The organism is Streptomyces sp. B93 (assembly GCF_018070565.1).
In the GTDB taxonomy this organism is placed as follows: Bacteria; Actinomycetota; Actinomycetes; order Streptomycetales; family Streptomycetaceae; genus Streptomyces.
In genome coordinates, this window is the sequence record NZ_JAGPXL010000037.1 from 25437 (window position 1) to 44234 (window position 18798).

Genomic DNA, 18798 nt, shown 5'->3' on the forward strand with positions numbered 1-18798 from the left:
CCTTTCGGTCAAGAGCCGCGCACCACCGGCGTGCGGGCACCGGGCCCCGCGTCACCCGGCCGGAGGCGTCAGGACGGCGTCGACTGCTCCGCCACCGGCATGCCCTGGGCACTCATCCGGGCGGAGAGGGACTGGTTGAAGCGGGTGAGGAGGGTGCAGAACGCCTCGCGCTCCTCCGGCGCCCACTCGTGGGTCAGCTCGGCCATCAACTGACGCCGCGAGGAGCGCACTTCCTCCAGCCGGGAGTGCCCGCGCGGGGACAGCTGGAGGACGACCGCGCGCCCGTCCTCGGGGTGCGAGGTGCGCTTGACCAGGCCGGTGTCGACGAGTGGAGCCACCTGCCGGGTGACCGTCGAGGAGTCGATGCCCATGCTCGCGGCGAGCGCCTTGACACCCATCGGCCCCTCCTTGTCGAGCCGGTTGAGCAGCAGGTACGCGGCGCGGTCCATGGAGTTGCGCACCTGTCCGACGCCGCCGAGCCGGGTCTGCTCGGCACGGCGGGCGAACACCGCCACCTCGTGCTGGAGCGTGTCGAGAAGACCGGTGTCACCGACGGTCGTCATGTCCATCGACATTTCAGGTGTTGTGGGCATGGCGGGGGGCTCACTTCATTGCCGGGTGCTTGGGTTGGGGGACAGGTTACGCGGCTGGAAGGCGGCCCGTAGCTGCGCCGCCAAAACCGGTCTCGGTGGTTGGTCACAGCGGTCGTCGGCGCGTGTGAACTGCGAGACTTGAGGCATGAACTACCGCAAGTCCACTCCCGTGCCGCCCGTCACCCTGGACGACGTGCGGGGCGCGCAGAAGATGCTCACGGGTGTGGCGCGGGTGACCGCGATGGAGGGCAGCAGGCATCTGACGCAGCTGGTCGGCGCGCCGGTGCACTTCAAGTGCGAGAACCTCCAGCGGACGGGTTCGTTCAAGCTGCGCGGCGCGTACGTGCGGATCGCGGGGCTGCTGCCGGAGGAGCGGGCCGCCGGGGTGGTCGCGGCGAGCGCGGGCAACCACGCGCAGGGCGTGGCCCTGGCGTCCGCGCTGCTCGGGGTGCGGTCGACGGTGTTCATGCCGAAGGGCGCCCCGCTGCCGAAGATCAGCGCCACCCGGGAGTACGGCGCCGAGGTGCGGCTGCACGGCCAGGTGGTCGACGAGACGCTGGCGGCGGCGCAGGAGTACGCGGCGCGGACGGGTGCGGTGTTCATCCACCCCTTCGACCACCCGGACATCATCGCGGGGCAGGGCACGGTCGGCCTGGAGATCCTGGAGCAGTGCCCGGAGGTGCGCACGATCCTGGTGGGGGTCGGCGGCGGTGGTCTGGCGGCGGGGATCGCGGTGGCGGTGAAGGCGCTGCGGCCGGACGTGCGGATCGTCGGGGTGCAGGCGGAGGGCGCGGCGGCGTACCCGCCCTCGCTGGCCGCGGGGCGGCCGGTGGCCATCGAGCGCCCGGCGACGATGGCCGACGGGATCAAGGTGGGGCGGCCGGGCGACGTGCCGTTCCGTATCGTCGGCGAGCTGGTGGACGAGGTCCGCACGGTCACCGAGGACGAACTGTCGACGGCGCTGCTGCTCTGTCTGGAGCGGGCCAAGCTGGTGGTGGAACCGGCGGGGGCGAGCCCGGTGGCGGCGCTGCTGAGCGAGCCGGCCGCGTTCGAGGGTCCGGTGGTGGCGGTGCTGTCCGGCGGCAACGTCGATCCGGTGCTGATGCAGCGGGTGCTGCGGCACGGCATGGCGGCGCAGGGCCGCTACCTGGCCGTACGGCTGCGGCTGACGGACCGGCCGGGTGCCCTCGCGACGCTTCTCGGGGTGTTGTCAGTGGTGGACGCTAACGTCCTCGATGTGAGTCACGTACGGACCGATCCACGGCTCGGGCTCACGGAGGCGGAGGTGGAACTGCACCTGGAGACGAAGGGTCCGGCCCACTGCGCCGAGGTCGGTGCCGCCCTGCGCGACGCGGGTTACCTGGTCATCGACTGATCCTCAAGCTCTGGTCCACCCGTTCGAGCTAATTGCATTGAGAGACGCGATACATCGCGATACGGTGGTGGTCGCGCACACCGCTTGGCGCACCACTGGACCGCCCTTTCCGCCGGGCGGATCGAAGCACAGATCCCCAGGCTTTTCGAATCAATTTCGAAGCCACCCCCTCGAACACGACCGAACACGACAACAACCCAATGACGTGGAGACCTATATGCCAGGCGCCATCTACGCCGAAGGCCTGGTCAAGACCTTCGGCGACGTAAGGGCTCTCGACGGCGTCGACCTCGACGTCCCGGAGGGCACGGTCCTCGGCCTGCTCGGACCGAACGGCGCGGGCAAGACCACCACGGTCCGCTGCCTGACCACGCTGCTACGCCCCGACAGCGGCCGAGCCGTGGTCGCCGGACTCGACGTGCTGAAGCACCCCAACGAGGTGCGGCGCTCGATCGGCCTGTCCGGCCAGTTCGCCGCGGTGGACGAGTACCTGACCGGCCGGGAGAACCTCCAGATGGTCGGGCAGCTCTACCAGATGCGGCCCAAGGACGCGAAGGCCCGCGCCGCCGAGCTGCTGGAGCAGTTCAACCTCGCGGACGCCGCCGACCGTCCGGCCAAGACCTACTCCGGGGGCATGCGCCGCCGCCTCGACCTGGCGGCGGCGCTGGTCGTCTCCCCGCCGGTGATGTTCATGGACGAGCCGACGACCGGCCTCGACCCGCGCAACCGCCAGCAGCTGTGGGAGGTCATCAAGCAACTGGTCTCCGGCGGTACGACGCTGCTGCTGACCACGCAGTACCTGGAGGAGGCCGACCACCTCGCGCACGACATCGCGGTCGTCGATCACGGAAAGGTGATCGCCCGCGGCACCTCCGACCAGCTCAAGGCCCGCACCGGCGGCGAGCGCGTGGAGGTCGTGGTGCACGAGCGCGAACACATCGCGACCGCGGAGGAGGTGTTGCGCGGCTTCGGCAAGGGGGACACCAGCGTCGAGGAGCACACCCGCAAGCTCACCGTGCCCGTCACCGGCGGCGCCAAGCTGCTCGCCGAGGTCATCCGCGAGCTGGACTCCCGGGGCATCGAGATCGACGACATCGGCCTGCGCCGCCCCACCCTCGACGACGTGTTCCTGTCGCTGACGGGCCATGTGGCCGAGGCCAAAGATGAGAACGAGAAGGAGGCCGTCAGGTGAGTGCCGTCACCGACACCGTGCGGGTCGCCGCGCCGTCGAACCCGCTCAGCCAGTCCGTGCGCGACTCACTGGTCGTCGCCAAGCGCAATCTGATCCGGATGTCCCGGATCCCGGAGATGGTCATCTTCGGGCTCATCCAGCCCATCATGTTCGTGGTGCTGTTCAGCTATGTGTTCGGCGGCTCGATCAACGTCCCGGGCGCCGGCCTCAGCGCCTCCGGCTACCGCGAGTTCCTGATGGCGGGCATCTTCGCCCAGACCGTCACCTTCGCCACCGCCGGAGCGGGCGCGGGCATCGCCGACGACATGCACAAGGGCCTGATCGACCGGTTCCGTTCCCTGCCCATGGCGCGCGGCGCGGTCCTTACCGGCCGTACCCTCGCCGACCTGGTGCAGACGGCGCTGACCCTGATAGTCCTCGCGGTGGTCGCCGTCCTGGTCGGCTGGCGCACCCATGAGAACTTCGGCAAGGTGCTCGCCGGGTTCGGTCTGCTGCTCCTGCTCGGGTACGCGTTCTCCTGGATCGGCGCCCTGATCGGCCTGTCCGTGCGCACACCCGAGGCGGCCACCTCCGGCGGTCTGATCTGGCTGTTCCCGCTGACGTTCATCTCGAACGCCTTCGTGCCGGCGGAGAACATGCCGACGTTCCTCCAGACCATCGCCAACTGGAACCCGTTCAGCGCCACGGTGCAGGCCTGTCGTGAGCTGTTCGGCAACCTCCCGGCGGGCTATCCGGTGCCGGACGCCTGGCCCATGCAGCACCCGGTGCTGGCGTCCTTCCTGTGGTCGCTGCTGATCCTCGCGGTCTTCCGGACGCTGGCGGTGCGCAAGTACCGCTCGGCGACCGCCTGACCCGGCCCGGCCTCCGGATCCCGCACTCCGGACACGGCGACGCCCCCGGCATCCAGGGATGCCGGGGGCGTGCCGAGGTCCTGCGGGATCGGCGGTCAGGCGCTGTAGGGCTCCGCCTTCAGGATGCGCACCGAGGCCTTCTTGCCGTTCGGCAGCTCGTACTCCGCGTCCTCGCCGACCTTGTGGCCGATGACGCCGGTGCCGAGCGGGGACTGCGGCGAGTAGGTCTCGATGTCGCCGCTGGCGTACTCGCGCGAGGCGAGCAGGAAGGTCAGCGTGTCGTCCTCGTCACCGTCGAAGGCGATCGTGACGACCATGCCCGGCGCGACGGCGCCGTCAGCGGAGGCGGGTGCCTCGCCGACCTGCGCGTTCTCAAGGAGCTGGGTCAGCTGGCGCACGCGGAGCTCCTGCTTGCCCTGCTCCTCCTTGGCCGCGTGGTACCCGCCGTTCTCACGCAGGTCGCCCTCCTCGCGCGCGGCCGCGATCTTGGCGGCGATCTCCGTGCGCGCAGGACCAGTAAGGTACTCAAGCTCGTCCTTGAGCTTGTTGTACGCCTCCTGGGTCAGCCAGGTGACGTTCTCGCTGGTCTGGGTCACAGGGTGCTCCTCGTCGGTACTGGGAATACAAAGCATCGCCCTACCCAGAAGAATGTTCCTTCAGGAGTGGGCGAAACCACGAGCCTAACAATTCGGGGGCGGAAGGGGGAGGACATAACTCACTAAAGTCATGTCAACGCAGGTCAGCGCCTACGTATTCCGGATGACACCCGGAGCGGCCCGGAGGCTCAGTCGGCGTGGCAGCCGACCAGCTCGGCCGTGGAGCCCGGCGCCGTGGTGCGGAGGGTGACCACCTGGGTGACGGTGGTGGCGTCACCGCCGAAGCGGAAGTCGGCCCGGCCCACCTCGGCCCCGTCCTCGGCCTGGGAGCGGACGGTGCAGTAGCCGGAGACGTCGGCGTCCTTCTCGATCTGGAGGCGCACCTTCACGGCGTCGTCCGCCAGATCGAAGCTGATGACCTGGCCGCTGACCCTGTTCCCGCCGATGTAGTGGTAGGCGAAGTAGCCGATCACGGCGACGAGTACGGCGCCCAGGACGGCGCCGACGACCTTGAGCGTGCGGTTGGCACGTTCGTCCGAGGAACGGCCGTAGCGGCCCTCGGGCAGGCGCGTGCTCGCCGTGCTCATGATCGTCGTCCTCCCGGTCGTCTCCGAGACCGTTCAACGGGCCCGGGGGCGGAATTATTCACACTCCGATTCCGTCACTATAGAAGGCCCGCCCGTCACCCGACCGCCGCCCCTCAAGGACGCCCCTGCGGGGCGGCACCTATTGGATTCCGTTGCGCCGCCGCACACAGGGCGCCGACCGACTGAGGATTGAGTCTTGACTGACCAGCTGCGACTGATGGCCGTGCACGCCCACCCCGACGACGAGTCGAGCAAGGGCGCGGCCACCATGGCGAAGTACGTGTCCGAGGGGGTGGACGTGCTGGTCGTGACCTGCACGGGCGGGGAACGCGGATCCATCCTCAACCCCAAGCTCCAGGGCGACAAGTACATCGAGGAGCACATCCACGAGGTCCGCAAGAAGGAGATGGACGAGGCCCGGGAGATCCTCGGGGTGAAGCAGGAGTGGCTCGGCTTCGTCGACTCGGGCCTTCCCGAGGGCGACCCGCTGCCGCCGTTGCCGGAGGGCTGCTTCGCCCTGGAGGACGTCGACCACGCGGCCGGGGAACTGGTGCGCAAGATCCGCGCCTTCCGCCCCCAGGTGATCACCACTTACGACGAGAACGGCGGGTACCCGCACCCCGACCACATCATGACCCACAAGATCACGATGGTGGCGTTCGAGGGCGCGGCGGACACGGAGAAGTACCCGGAGGACGAGTACGGACCGGCGTACCAGCCGCTGAAGGTCTACTACAACCAGGGCTTCAACCGTCCGCGCACCGAGGCGCTGCACCAGGCGATGCTGGACCGCGGGCTGGAGTCGCCGTACGGGGACTGGCTCAAGCGCTGGGACGAGTTCCAGCGGGCCGAGCGGACGCTGACCACGCACGTCCCGTGCGCCGACTTCTTCGAGATCCGTGACAAGGCGCTGATCGCGCACCGTACGCAGATCGACCCGGACGGTGGCTGGTTCCGCGTGCCGATGGAGCTCCAGAAGGAGGTCTGGCCGACGGAGGAGTACGAGCTGGCGAAGTCGCTCGTGGAGACCTCCCTCCCCGAGGACGACCTCTTCGCGGGCATCCGCGACAATGCCTGACATGAGCGCAAGCCTGGCACTGACACACGTCGCGACCCTCGCCAAGGAACTCGACGAGGACAAGGTGACGCCCGGCGTCCTCGGCTTCATCGTGTTCGCGGTGATGGCCCTGGCCGTGTGGGCCCTGATGAAGTCCATGAACCGGCACATGGGCAGGGTCGACTTCAAGGAGGCCCCGGAGCCGGACGGCGCCGCGTCCGACTCCGGAGCCCCGCGGCCCGGCAAGGGCTGACCTCACGGCGTCGCCGGTACCGCGACCCCCATCACCTCGCGGGCGTGGCGGCTGGGCACCATGCCGAGCCGCCATGCCTGCCATCCCGCCTCCAGGCTGATGCCCCGCTCCAGCAGCAGCTCGTAGGCGCCGACGAAGTCGTCGAGCTTCTCGTCCCGCGCCGGGTGCCCCGCCCGGGACAGCTGGGCCAGCTCCTCCTGCGCCACCGCCGTGCCGACCTCCACCCCGCCGGGGGCGGCGTACGGCAGCAGGGTGCAGCGCAGGAAGCGCGCCCAGTCCTCCCCGCGCCGGTCGCCGTAGGAGGCGAACAGTCCGGCCGCCTCGTCGCACAGGGTGAGGGCCTGCTGGGCGCGGGCGTTGCCCGCGTCGACGACGGCCAGCTCCAGGCAGGTCCAGGCCTCGCCGTGGGCGACGCCGATGCGCTGGAAGTCGGCGCGGGCGTCGACGAGGAGCTGCCGGGCGAACCCTGAGTTGCGCAGCGAGCCGGTCTGGGCGGCGCGCTGGTCGCGGGTGACCCGGGCCGAGTGGTGCCGGGCGCAGGCCAGACCGTAGACGTCCCGCATCCGGGAGAACATCGTGCGGGCCCGCTCCAGGTCCCGGACGGCCTGCTCCAGATCGCCGGTCTCCTCCAGCGCCTGCCCGAGGTAGTACAGGGTCCAGGCCTCGCCGCGGGCGTCCTCGTTGTCGCGGTGCCGGGCGGCGGCGCGGCGCAGTTCGCTCACCGCGTCGGTGGCGTCCCCGGCGACCAGGCGGGCCCGCGCCAGCTGGGTCAGGGCCCAGGCCTCGCCGCGGGCGTCGCGGGTGCGGCCGTAGCGGTCAAGGGCGCTGCGCAGCTCCGCCTCGGCGCGCGGCACGTCGCCGAGGCGCAGGCAGAGCTGGCCGAGCTGGAAGTGGGCCCAGGCCTGGCCGTGCAGGGACTCGCCCGCGCGGTGCAGTTCCAGGGAGCGGGTGAGCAGGTCGAGGGCTTCGGCGAGGTGGGCGCGGTCGCGTTCGACGGCGGCGAGGGCGTGCATGGTCCAGGCCCGGTCGGTGGCGAGGGCGGGGGAGGCCTGGAGGTCGAGGGCCTCGCGGAGCTTGGCGGCGGCCTCGGTGAGGTTGCCCTGGTGGTGCAGGGTGATGCCGAGGGAGCACAGGGCGCGGGCGGCGCCCGCGTCGTGGTGGGCCTCCCGGTAGAGGTCGACGACCGAGGTCAGCGTGGTGCGGGCCTTGTCGAGTTCGCCGAGCTGGCGGGCGGCGATGCCGGTGCGCCACTGCACGGAGCGGATCAGGAGCCCCTGGTCGACGGCCTGGGCGAGTTCGCTGATCTCGCCGAGCCGGTAGAGGTCGCCGCGCAGCAGGCAGTAGTCGCACAGCGCGCCCAGCAGGTTGAGCACCGCGCCCTGGTCGACGCCCTCGGCGTGCCGCAGGGTGGCGGTGATGAAGCTGGACTCGTCGTCGAGCCAGCGCAGGGCCTCGTCGAGGGAGGTGAAGCCGTGCGGGCCGAAGCGGTCGGAGCGGGTGGACATGTTGCCGTCGACGAGCCGGAGCACGGAGTCGGCGAGGTCGGCGTAGTTGACGATGAGGCGTTCCTGCGCGGCGGCGCGTTCGGCGGGGTCCTCCTCGTCGAGGAGGCGGGCGTGGGCGAAGGCGCGCACCAGGTCGTGGAGGCGGTAGCGGTCGCCGCGGACGTGGTCGATGAGCCCGGCGCGGGAGAGGGCGACGAGGTGCCGGGTGGCGTCGGCCTCGTCGGTGGCGAGGAGGGAGGCGGCGGCCGCCGCGCCCAGCGAGGCGCGTCCGGCGAGGGCCAGGCGCCGCAGCAGCCGCCGGGCGGGCTCGGGCTGGTCGGTGTAGCGCAGCCACAGGGCCCGTTCGACGGGCTGGACGGGGCCGTAGGCGCCGAGGTCGGTGGCGAGCTGCCGGGGTGAGCGGGGGCCGAGGGAGGACCCGGCGACGCGCAGCGCCAGCGGCAGCCCGCCGCACAGCTCCCGGACGTGGTCGGCGGATTCGGCGTCGTAGGGCCCGGCGGTGTCCTGCGCTGCGGCGTCCAGCAGTTCCTCGGCGCCCGCCGCGTCCAGCGGCTCCACGGGCAGGTGGTGCACCCAGGCGGGCAGGTCGGCGGGGAGTTCCAGGGGCTCGCGGGCGGTCACCAGGACGAGGCTGTCGGAGCGCTCCGGGACGAGGGTGCGGATCTGCTCGGGGTCGGCGGCGTCGTCGAGGACGACGGTGACGGGTACGCCGGTCAGGTGCTGGTGGTACAGCTCGCTGAGGCGTTTGACCTGCTGGTCGGGGGACGACCGCTCCCGGAACAGGAGTTGTTCGCGGGAGGCGCCGAGCCGGTTCAGCAGGTGCAGCAGGGCGTCGCGGGTGGGCAGCGGCGGCTCCTGGGGGCTGTCGCCGCGCAGGTCGACGACGCAGGCGCCGCGGAACTGGTCGCGCAGATCATGGGCGGCCCGTACGGCGAGGGTCGTACGGCCGCTGCCGGGCGCCCCGTGCAGGACGACCACGGTGGGCCGGGTCCGGGTGCTGGCGCGGGCGGCCTGCACCCACTGCCGGATGCGGCCCAGTTCGGCGCGCCGCCCCGCGAACGGGCCGACGGGGTCGGGGAGTTGGGCGAACGACTGCTCCAGTACGCTCCGGCCGCGGGCCTTGGCGCTCTTGTCGGCGCCGCGCAGCTGCGGCCCCGACTTCTTCCCGACCGGCCCGGTGGACGCGGCCAGCACCCGCTGCTGGTCGAGGAACGGCCGGATGCCGCGTACCTCCAGCGCGGTCAGCCACTGGAGCCGCAGCTGCTCGGGCCCGCCCGGCTGTCCGGCGGCCCCGGCGCGGTGGTGGGCGGCGGGCAGGTGCGCCCCGGCGACCTTGACGACCGTCGCCGCGGCCCCGGCGACGCCGACGGTCACCCCGGCGCCGAGGGCGGTGCCGGCGCCGGTACCGAGCGCCAGGTCGGCGACGACGGCGGCGAGCCCCGCCACGCCCGCCACCAGCAGCGGGGTCCCGGCGCCCTCACGGGCGTACCGCTGGGCGAAGGTGAGCCGTCCGGCCTCGGACTCGTCGAGGGCGTGGGTGTAGGCGGCGTACTCCTCCGCCGCGGTCTCGGCCATCGCGTCCAGCGCGCCGCGCGCCCGGGTCAGCAGCACCTGTCCGTCGGTACGGCCGCCCGAGCGCCGCACCTCCTCCTCCACGGCCCGCCGCAGCAGCCGCTCGGCCTCCGCCCGGTGCGCGTCCCGCATGTCGTGTCCCCCTCCGGCGGATCACTGTCCTTGGTCATCAAGTGTGCTGCGGAGGGGCCGACATGGGGAGGGGGCCGGATCATCCGGCTGTGTTGCGTGTGAGGTTCCCGGCCGGCACGGGCCCGGCGTCCGGTCGAGTCCGGCCCGGGTGGACGGCAGCGGTTCGGCTCGGCCGTCGGACACGTCGCCGTCGCGGACCGGGACGGTCAGGAGTATCCGGGCGTCCTCGCAGGGGGTGACCGTGGGGAAGGGGCCCGTGCCGGGGGTGATCTCCCAGGGAGCCCGCCGACGTGCCACCGGCGTCCGGTGGGGTACTGCGGCAGGATGGACCCCATGCCGAACCGACTCGCGCACGAGACCTCGCCGTATCTGCTCCAGCACGCGGAGAACCCGGTCGACTGGTGGCCCTGGTCCGACGAGGCCTTCGCGGAGGCGCGGCGGCGGGACGTGCCGGTGCTGCTCAGCGTCGGGTACTCCAGCTGCCACTGGTGCCATGTGATGGCCCACGAGTCCTTCGAGGACCGGGCCACCGCCGAGGTCATGAACGACCACTTCGTGAGCGTCAAGGTCGACCGGGAGGAGCGGCCGGACGTCGACGCGGTGTACATGGAGGCGGTGCAGGCGGCCACCGGGCAGGGCGGCTGGCCCATGACGGTGTTCCTCACCCCGGACGCCGAGCCGTTCTACTTCGGCACTTACTTCCCGCCCGCCCCCCGGCACGGGATGCCGTCCTTCCGGCAGGTGCTCCAGGGCGTCCACCAGGCGTGGACGGACCGGCGCGACGAGGTCACCGACGTGGCCGGGAAGATCGTCCGGGACCTCGCCGGGCGGGAGGTGTCCTTCGGCGGCAGCGGGGTGCCCGGCGAGGAGGAGCTGGCGCAGGCGCTGCTCGGGCTGACCCGGGAGTACGACCCGCAGCGCGGCGGGTTCGGCGGGGCGCCGAAGTTCCCGCCGTCGATGGTGGTGGAGTTCCTGCTGCGGCACCACGCGCGGACCGGGGCCGAGGGTGCCTTGCAGATGGCGCAGGACACCTGTGAGCGGATGGCCCGGGGCGGGATCTACGACCAGCTCGGCGGCGGTTTCGCGCGGTACTCCGTGGACCGCGACTGGACCGTGCCGCACTTCGAGAAGATGCTCTACGACAACGCGCTGCTGTGCCGCGTCTACGCCCACCTGTGGCGGTCCACGGGCTCCGCACTCGCGCGCCGGGTCGCCCTGGAGACCGCCGACTTCATGGTCCGCGAACTCCGCACCGAGCAGGGCGGGTTCGCCTCCGCGCTGGACGCCGACAGCGACGACGGCACGGGCAGGCACGTGGAGGGCGCGTACTACGTCTGGACGCCCGCGCAGCTGCGGGAGGTGCTCGGCGACTCCGACGCCGAACTCGCCGCCCAGCACTACGGCGTGACCGAGGAGGGCACCTTCGAGGAGGGCGCGTCCGTGCTGCTACTCCCGCAGCGCGAGGGCGTCGTCGTGGACGCCCAGCGGATCGACTCCATCAGGCGGCGGCTGTTCGAGGCGCGCTCGGCGCGGCCCGCCCCAGGCCGGGACGACAAGGTCGTCGCCGCCTGGAACGGCCTCGCCATCGCCGCGCTCGCCGAGACCGGCGCCTACTTCGACCGCCCTGACCTGGTGGAGGCCGCGGTGGCCGCCGCCGACCTGCTGGTCCGGCTGCACCTGGACGACGCCGCCCGGCTCACCCGCACCAGCAAGGACGGCCGGGCCGGGGCCAACGCGGGCGTGCTGGAGGACTACGCGGATGTCGCCGAGGGGTTCCTGGCGCTGGCCTCGGTCACCGGGGAGGGCGTCTGGCTGGAGTTCGCCGGTTTCCTGCTCGACCATGTGCTGGCCCGCTTCACCGACGAGGAGTCCGGCGCGCTGTACGACACCGCCGCCGACGCCGAGCGGCTGATCCGGCGCCCGCAGGACCCCACCGACAACGCCGTGCCGTCCGGCTGGACCGCGGCGGCGGGCGCCCTGCTGGGCTACGCCGCCCAGACCGGCGTCGAACCCCATCGCGCCGCCGCCGAACGGGCGCTCGCCGTGGTGAAGGCGCTCGGGCCGCGGGTGCCGAGGTTCATCGGGTGGGGGCTGGCGGTCGCGGAGGCGCTGCTCGACGGGCCGCGCGAGGTCGCCGTCGTGGGACCGGCGCTGGACGACCCGGGCACCCGGGCGCTGCACCGCACGGCCCTGCTGGGCACCGCGCCGGGCGCGGTGGTGGCGTACGGGACCGTCGGCAGTGACGAGTTCCCGCTGCTCGCCGACCGGCCGCTCAGCGGCGGTGAGCCGACGGCGTACGTCTGCCGTCATTTCACCTGTGACGCCCCGACGACCGATCCGGAACGGCTGAGGGGCACGCTGAACCGCTGATCAGACGGCTGGAGCGATTCGTTCCGGATGTCCGGATCGGGCGGGCGTCCGGATAGATGCCGTTTGCAGTCATCCTGTTGCGAAACATGGTTTTCATCGAGATACCTCCCGCGTTTCACACTTCCCCCCTAATCTCTGCACAGTGGCGCGACAGGTTGGGGCCTTTCGTCGCGCTTGGGGGGATTGTGAAGATCTGGGGGGATCTTTTTGCTGACGTCCGTCTTCGTCGCTGCCGTTTCGCTCGCCCTGTTCTGGATGGCGGCCTTCACCCTGTGGTGGCAGATGCACGCGTGGCGCACGCCCGAGGTGCTGGCCTCCACCCGGTTCAGCAGTCCGGACGGCGCCGCACACGTGTCGTTCTCGCTGCTGCTCCCGGCACGGCACGAACAGGCCGTGCTGGACCACACCATCCAGCGGCTGCTGGAGTCCAGCCACACCGACTTCGAGATCATCGTCATCGTCGGCCACGACGACCCGGAGACGACCGCGGTCGCCGAACGGGCCGCCGGCCGTGACCCGCGGGTGCGGGTCGTCGTCGACACCCACGAGAAGAAGAACAAGCCCAGGGCCATGAACACGGCGCTGCCGCACTGCCGCGGCGACGTCGTCGGGGTCTTCGACGCCGAGGACCAGGTCCACCCCGAACTGCTCGCCCATGTCGACCACGCCTTCCGCACCACCGGCGCGGACGTGGTCCAGGGCGGCGTCCAGCTGATCAACTTCCACTCCAGCTGGTACAGCCTGCGCAACTGCCTGGAGTACTTCTTCTGGTTCCGCTCCCGGCTGCACCTGCACGCGCAGAAAGGGTTCATCCCGCTCGGCGGCAACACCGTCTTCGTCCGCACCGACGTCCTCAGGGCGGCGGACGGCTGGGACCCCGACTGCCTCGCCGAGGACTGCGACCTGGGCGTCCGCCTGTCCAGTACCGGCAAGAAGGTCGTCGTCGCCTACGACTCCGACATGGTCACCCGCGAGGAGACCCCGGGCTCGCTGCTGTCGCTGCTCAAGCAGCGCACCCGCTGGAACCAGGGCTTCCTCCAGGTCTACCGGAAGAAGGACTGGCGCCAACTGCCCACCCTCGGGCAGCGACTGCTCGCCCGCTACACCCTGATGACCCCGTTCATGCAGGCCTTCACCGGTGTCGTCATCCCGCTCAACGTGGTGATCGCGCTCTTCCTCGACGTCCCCGTCGGCATCGCCTTCATCACCTTCCTGCCGGCCGTCACCGCCCTGGTCACCTTCGTCTTCGAGGTGGTCGGGCTCCATGACTTCGGCCGGCAGTACGGCCTGCGCGTCCGCTTCGTCCACTACCTCAAGCTCGTCGTCGGCGGCCCGTTCTACCAGGTGCTGCTCGCCGGAGCCGCGGTCCGCGCGGTCTGGCGCGAGCAGCGCGGCCGCAACGACTGGGAGCTGACCAGCCACGTCGGCGCACACCTCGCCCATGTGACCCGAGAGGACGTTCCCGCGTGACCTCCACCCTTCCCGCGGCGACCGGTGTCAAGGTCCCCGCGTGGCGGACAGCCGCGCCCGAAACACGCCCGGCCGAGCGCCCGACACCGCCCCGACGGCTGCGTTCCTCCCGCCCCGACCTGCTCCTGTGCGGCCTGCTGCTCGTGGCGGTCATGCTCGTACAGGGCTGGAACATCGCCGCCTACCCCACCCTCAGCGACGACGAGGGCACCTACCTCGCCCAGGCCTGGGCCGTCCAGCGGGGCGCGGGCCTCGCCCACTACACCTACTGGTACGACCACCCGCCGCTCGGCTGGATCCAGCTGGCCCTGCTCACCTGGATACCCGCCTGGCTCAGCCCCGAGTCGATGACCGTCGGCACCATGCGCGTGGTGATGCTGCTGGTCAGCGCCGTCAGCGCGGTCCTCCTCTACGTCCTCGCCCGCCGACTAGCACTGCCCCGCTGGGCCGCCGGCCTCGCCATGGCCCTGTTCGGGCTCTCCCCGCTCTCCGTCGTCCTCCAGCGGGAGATCTTCCTCGACAACCTCGCCGTGATGTGGACGCTGCTGGCGTTCTGCCTGGCCGCCTCGCCCAGCCGCCATCTGTGGCACCACTTCGGCGCGGGCGTCGCCGCCGCGACCGCCGTGCTCACCAAGGAGACCATGCTGGTCGTCCTCCCGGCGCTGCTGGTCACCATGTGGCGGCACAGCCACCGCGACACCCGCAAGTTCGCCGTCACCGGCGCCGTCACCGCCTGCGCCCTGATCGGCCTGTCGTACCCCCTCTTCGCCCTGCTCAAGGGCGAACTCCTCCCGGGCAGCGGGCACGTCTCCCTCTGGGAGGGCGTCAGGTACCAGATGACCAGACCCGGTTCGGGCTTCATCCTCGACGAGGGCTCCGGCTCCCACGGCGTCTTCCAGTCGTGGCTCTACTACGACCGTGTCCTGCCGCTCGGCGGACTCGCCGGAGCCCTGCTGCTGCTCGCCGTGTGGCGCTGGTCGGTCACCGCCCGCGCCCTCGCCGGACCCGCCCTCGCCGTCGCGGTCTTCGCCGCGCTGGCACTCCGGCCCGACGGCTACCTGCCCGCCATGTACGTCATCCAGGCGCTGCCGTTCCTCGCCCTCGTCCTCGCGGGCGGCACCGCCTCCGTGGCCCACGCCGTGCTGCGCCGGGGCCGCCGCCCCGGCGAACGGCGCTGGACGGTCGGCGGCCGGTACGCCCTCGCCGCTGTGCTCGCGATCGGCGCGGGCGCCTACGTCGTACCGCGCTGGTACGAGGGTGACCGCACCGCCGTCACCGCCGACGCCAACGCGCCCTACCGGGCCGCCGCGAAGTGGCTCGGCAGCGAGGTGGCCGAGCCGCGGGAGGCCCGGGTCCTCGTCGACGACGCGCTCTGGCTGGACCTGGTGCACTCCGGGTACCGGGCCGGGGACGGCGTCATCTGGTTCTACAAGGCCGACCTCGACCCGTCGGTGAAGGAGACCATGCCGCGCGGCTGGCGGGACCTGGACTACGTGGTCGCCTCGCCGACGGTCCGCCGGGACGCGGCCGACCTGCCGATCGTCCGGGCCGCCATGGAGCACTCGACGCCGGTCGCCGTCTTCGGCACGGGCGAGGACCGTATCGAGATCCGGCGGCTCGACACCGCCGCGGGAGGCGCCCGATGAGCCAGGAGTCCACCGTCCCCGGCGAGTTGGGCGACCCGGCCGCCATCGCGGCCGAGGTGGCCGAACCCGGCGCCGTCACCATCGTCGTACCGACGTTCAACGAGTCCGCCAACGTACGGCGGCTGCTCCACCAGATCACCGAGTCGGTGCCCTCCCGGCTGCCCTGCGAGGTCCTCTTCGTCGACGACTCCACCGACGACACCCCGCACGTCATCGAGGAGGCGGCGAAGGACTGCCCCTTCCCGGTGGCCGTGCTGCACCGGGAGGAACCCGTCGGGGGCCTCGGCGGCGCGGTCGTCGAGGGGATGGCGGTCGCCGGGTCGGAGTGGATCGTCGTCATGGACGGCGACTGCCAGCACCCGCCCTCCCTCGTCCCCGACCTCGTCGCCACCGGCGAGCGGGCGGGCGCCGGGCTCGTCGTCGCCTCCCGCTACATCACGGGCGGCAGCCGCGCCGGGCTCGCGGGCAGCTACCGCGTGGCCGTGTCCCGGGCGGCGACCTGGCTCACCAAGTCCCTCTTCCCGCGTAGGCTGCACGGCATCAGCGACCCGATGAGCGGCTTCTTCGCCATCCGCCGCAGCGCCGTCACCGCGGAGGTCCTCAAGCCCCTCGGCTACAAGATCCTCCTCGAACTCGCGGTGCGCAGCCGGCCCCGGCAGGTCAGCGAGGTCCCCTTCGTCTTCCAGGAACGGTTCGCCGGGGAGTCCAAGTCGAGCGCGCGGGAGGGCCTGAGGTTCCTGCGCCACCTGGTCGGACTGCGCACCGCCTCGCCGCTCGCGCGGATGGCCGTCTTCGGGCTGATCGGCGTCAGCGGGTTCGTGCCCAACCTGCTCGCCCTGTGGGCGCTGACCCACGCCGGGATGCACTACGTGCCCGCCGAGATCCTCGCCAACCAGCTCGGCGTCGCCTGGAACTTCCTGCTCATCGAGCACCTGCTGTTCCGCGACCGACGGCTGTTCCGCCGCTGGTGGGACCGGCTCGGCCGGTTCGCGCTGCTCGCCAACGCCGATCTGCTGCTGCGCATCCCGCTGATCGCGCTGCTGGTCGGCCGGTCCGGCATGGACGCGCTGTCCGCCACCGCGCTCGCGCTGGTGATGACCTTCGTCCTGCGCTTCGTCGGGACCGAGGCGCTCGTCTACCTGCCGCGCAGACCGCTACGCAAGAAAGGGAGAGCCGCATGAGGCACAGGAAGAGAACAGCGCTGCTGGGGGTGGGCGCGCTCACCGCCGGCCTCCTCCTGACCGCACCCCACCCCGCGTCCGCGGCCAACCTCATCGCCAACCCCGGCTTCGAGACCGCCGGGACCGGCGACATGCCGTACTGCTGGTCCAAGTCGGGCTGGGGCGACAACGACTTCGGCTTCGAGACGGTCGCCGACGCGCACTCCGGCTCCAAGGCCATGAAGGTCACGCTGACCCGGCGCGTCGACGGCGACCGCAAGGCGCTGATCACCGAGTCCGCGCAGTGCGCGCCGCCGGTGAGCACGGGCAGGCAGTACGACCTCTCGCTCTGGTACAAGACGACCACCCCGGACGCCAACATCACGCTCTTCCGGCACGACACCACCGCGGGCTGGCAGTACTGGACCGACCTGAAGACCCTCGACATGGCCGCCGACTGGACCGAGGCGACCGTGCGCACCCCCGAGGTCCCGGCGGGCACCGACCGGATCTCCTGGGGCGTGTCGGTGTACGGCACCGGCTCGGCGACCACCGACGACTACACGATGGAGCAGGTCCCCGACGTCACCCCGCCGCCCGACTGCACCGGCACCGCCGTCCAGTGCGCCGACGGGTCGTGGGACGTGCTGCCGGTGCGGAACCCGGTCCGCTCCATGCACTCCGTCGTGCTGCACAACGGCAAGGTGCTGCTGATCGCGGGTTCCGGCAACAGCGAGGAGATGTTCGAGGCCGGTACCTTCACCTCGGCGGTCTACGACCCGGCCGACGGCTCCTACCGGGTCATCCCCACGCCCGACGACATGTTCTGCGCCGGGCACGTCCAGCTCCAGGACGGGCGGGTGCTGGTGATGAGCGGCAACAAGGGCTATCCGTCGGCGGACGGCACCATCGGCTACCAGGGGTACAAGGACTCCTACGTCTTCGACCCGGAGACCGAGACGTACACCAGGACCAACGACATGAACGACGGCCACTGGTACCCGTCGGCGACCATCCTCGGCAACGGTGACGTGATCTCCTTCGGCGGACTGAAGGAGGACTCCACCGGCTCGGTCACCGCGGAGGTGTTCTCCGAGGCCGAGCAGCAGTGGCAGCCGCTGTGGAAGGTCAACCAGACCTGGTCCTACTGGGGCCTGTACCCGTCGATGATCCTGATGCAGGACGGCCGCCTCTTCTACTCCGGCAGCCATGTCTTCGGCAACAACATCCCCGGCACCGGATCGGCGATCTACGACTACGACGCCAACACGGTCACCGAGGTGCCCGGACTGCGGAACAAGGACGAGCGGGACCAGTCCGCGTCCGTGCTGCTGCCCCCGGCGCAGGACCAGAGGGTCCTCACCCTCGGCGGCGGCAACATCGACTCCAACCCGGACGCGAACCGCCTCACCGACATCATCGACCTGAAGGCGGCCAGCCCGCAGTACGTGGCGGGACCGCCGATCCCGCAGGGCACCGTCGACCTCGGCAACGGGCCCGTCCCGCAGACCGGTGACCAGGGCAAGATGTACGTCTCCGCGGTGCTGCTGCCCGACGGCAAGGTGCTGGAGACCGGCGGCGCGCTGCACAACCGGGCCGACCCGGTGTACGAGACGTCGATCTTCGACCCCGGCACGGAGACCTTCGACCCCGTCGCCGCCGACCCCGAGGCCCGCGGCTACCACTCCTCGGCGTTCCTGCTCCCCGACGGCCGGGTCATGGCCACCGGCGACAACCCGGGCAACGGCAGCTGGAACCACGACGTGTCCGTCTACACCCCGCCCTACCTCTACAGGGGCGACCGGCCGACGATCACCTCGGTCATCGACACCGAGTGGACCTACGGCGACACCCAGCGCATCACCGTCGACCGCCCGATCGCCAAGGCCGAGCTGATCCGCCCGGCCGCCGTCACCCACTCCTCCGACCCCAACCAGCGCTTCGTCGACCTGCCCCTGTCGGTGGACGGCAACAACGTCGACCTCAACGTGACGAGCAACCCCAACCTGGCGCCGCCCGGCTGGTACATGCTCTTCGCGGTCGACGCCAACGGGGTGCCGTCGGTGGCCGAGTGGGTGCACCTCCAGGGGCCGCGGGCGCTCGCCTCCGCCCACGTCCACGCCTTCGCGGACGCGCCCGAGGGGAAGGTCACTGGACCCGGCAGGAAACGCGCCGCACACCCGGTCGCCCCGACGATCTCCGGCTGCGACCGCCACTACGGCTCCGCCAACGTCTGCGTCCCGACGGCCTTCCCACCCACGGTGAAGGCGACGGCCAAGGCCCGCTGCGCATGGCTGCGGGCGAACGACTACGGCCCCTTGAAGCTCAACGGCACGGACGACCCCCTAGAACTGGACCGCAACGGCGACGGAACGGCGTGCGGCAAGCAAGACGCCCTGTAGGGGCGCGGGGAACTGCGCGACAAGCCACAACGGCCCC

Annotated in this window: 14 protein-coding genes; 10 read left to right on the plus strand and 4 right to left on the minus strand. The window is 71.6% G+C overall.

Going from position 1 to position 18798, the window contains the following annotated elements; all coding sequences use genetic code 11:
* Positions 1–68: 68 nt before the first annotated feature.
* Positions 69–575 (minus strand): MarR family winged helix-turn-helix transcriptional regulator, encoded by a 507-nt coding sequence (locus KBY47_RS27650; protein ID WP_210925685.1) that lies wholly within the window; start codon positions 573–575, stop codon positions 69–71.
* Positions 576–738: 163 nt separating this feature from the next.
* On the opposite strand from KBY47_RS27650, the gene ilvA reads away from it, so the two are divergent.
* From ilvA to KBY47_RS27665, 3 genes are all read left to right on the plus strand, one after another.
* Positions 739–1968 (plus strand): threonine ammonia-lyase, encoded by a 1230-nt coding sequence (gene ilvA, locus KBY47_RS27655; protein WP_210925613.1) that lies wholly within the window; start codon positions 739–741, stop codon positions 1966–1968.
* 217 nt (positions 1969–2185) lie between these two features.
* Entirely contained in the window at positions 2186–3160 is a 975-nt protein-coding gene (locus KBY47_RS27660; RefSeq protein ID WP_210925615.1) for an ATP-binding cassette domain-containing protein, read from the plus strand.
* Positions 3157–4011, plus strand: a complete 855-nt coding sequence (locus KBY47_RS27665; RefSeq protein WP_210925617.1) for an ABC transporter permease — start codon at positions 3157–3159, stop codon at positions 4009–4011. The genes KBY47_RS27660 and KBY47_RS27665 overlap by 4 nt, the downstream gene beginning before the upstream one ends.
* 95 nt (positions 4012–4106) lie before the next feature.
* Here the strand turns inward: KBY47_RS27665 and greA are convergent, their stop codons facing one another.
* Positions 4107–4607 carry a transcription elongation factor GreA gene (gene greA / locus KBY47_RS27670; protein WP_210925620.1) on the minus strand — a complete coding sequence of 167 codons (501 nt, stop codon included), beginning with the start codon at positions 4605–4607 and terminating at the stop codon, positions 4107–4109.
* Between the two features lie 188 nt (positions 4608–4795).
* A complete protein-coding gene (locus tag KBY47_RS27675; protein ID WP_210925622.1) occupies positions 4796–5194 on the minus strand; it encodes a DUF4307 domain-containing protein in 399 nt (132 codons plus the stop codon).
* A 196-nt stretch (positions 5195–5390) separates the two neighbouring features.
* Here KBY47_RS27675 and mca point away from each other — a divergent pair, with 196 nt between their 5' ends.
* Together mca and KBY47_RS27685 are read left to right on the plus strand one after the other, a co-directional pair.
* A complete protein-coding gene (gene mca / locus KBY47_RS27680) occupies positions 5391–6272 on the plus strand; it encodes a mycothiol conjugate amidase Mca (protein WP_210925624.1) in 882 nt (293 codons plus the stop codon).
* Positions 6265–6504, plus strand: a complete 240-nt coding sequence (locus KBY47_RS27685) for a hypothetical protein (protein WP_210925627.1) — start codon at positions 6265–6267, stop codon at positions 6502–6504. Before mca ends, KBY47_RS27685 begins: the two co-directional genes overlap by 8 nt.
* Before the next feature lie 2 nt (positions 6505–6506).
* Here KBY47_RS27685 and KBY47_RS27690 read toward each other — a convergent pair whose 3' ends face one another.
* Positions 6507–9713: a tetratricopeptide repeat protein gene (locus KBY47_RS27690; protein ID WP_210925629.1), complete on the minus strand. Its 3207-nt coding sequence runs from the start codon at positions 9711–9713 to the stop codon at positions 6507–6509.
* A gap of 333 nt (positions 9714–10046) precedes the next feature.
* On the opposite strand from KBY47_RS27690, the gene KBY47_RS27695 reads away from it, so the two are divergent.
* The 5 genes from KBY47_RS27695 to KBY47_RS27715 all read left to right on the plus strand — a co-directional run bounded on the left by KBY47_RS27695 (position 10047) and on the right by KBY47_RS27715 (position 18761).
* Positions 10047–12083 (plus strand): thioredoxin domain-containing protein, encoded by a 2037-nt coding sequence (locus KBY47_RS27695; protein WP_210925631.1) that lies wholly within the window; start codon positions 10047–10049, stop codon positions 12081–12083.
* A 207-nt stretch (positions 12084–12290) separates the two neighbouring features.
* Positions 12291–13553: a glycosyltransferase gene (locus tag KBY47_RS27700; RefSeq protein ID WP_210925634.1), complete on the plus strand. Its 1263-nt coding sequence runs from the start codon at positions 12291–12293 to the stop codon at positions 13551–13553.
* Positions 13550–15199, plus strand: coding sequence for a glycosyltransferase family 39 protein (locus tag KBY47_RS27705; RefSeq protein WP_210925635.1), 1650 nt, complete (start codon positions 13550–13552; stop codon positions 15197–15199). Before KBY47_RS27700 ends, KBY47_RS27705 begins: the two co-directional genes overlap by 4 nt.
* Positions 15196–16380 (plus strand): glycosyltransferase family 2 protein, encoded by a 1185-nt coding sequence (locus KBY47_RS27710; protein WP_210925642.1) that lies wholly within the window; start codon positions 15196–15198, stop codon positions 16378–16380. Before KBY47_RS27705 ends, KBY47_RS27710 begins: the two co-directional genes overlap by 4 nt.
* Positions 16377–18761: a galactose oxidase early set domain-containing protein gene (locus tag KBY47_RS27715; protein ID WP_210925644.1), complete on the plus strand. Its 2385-nt coding sequence runs from the start codon at positions 16377–16379 to the stop codon at positions 18759–18761. The genes KBY47_RS27710 and KBY47_RS27715 overlap by 4 nt, the downstream gene beginning before the upstream one ends.
* The last annotated feature ends 37 nt before the right edge of the window (positions 18762–18798 follow it).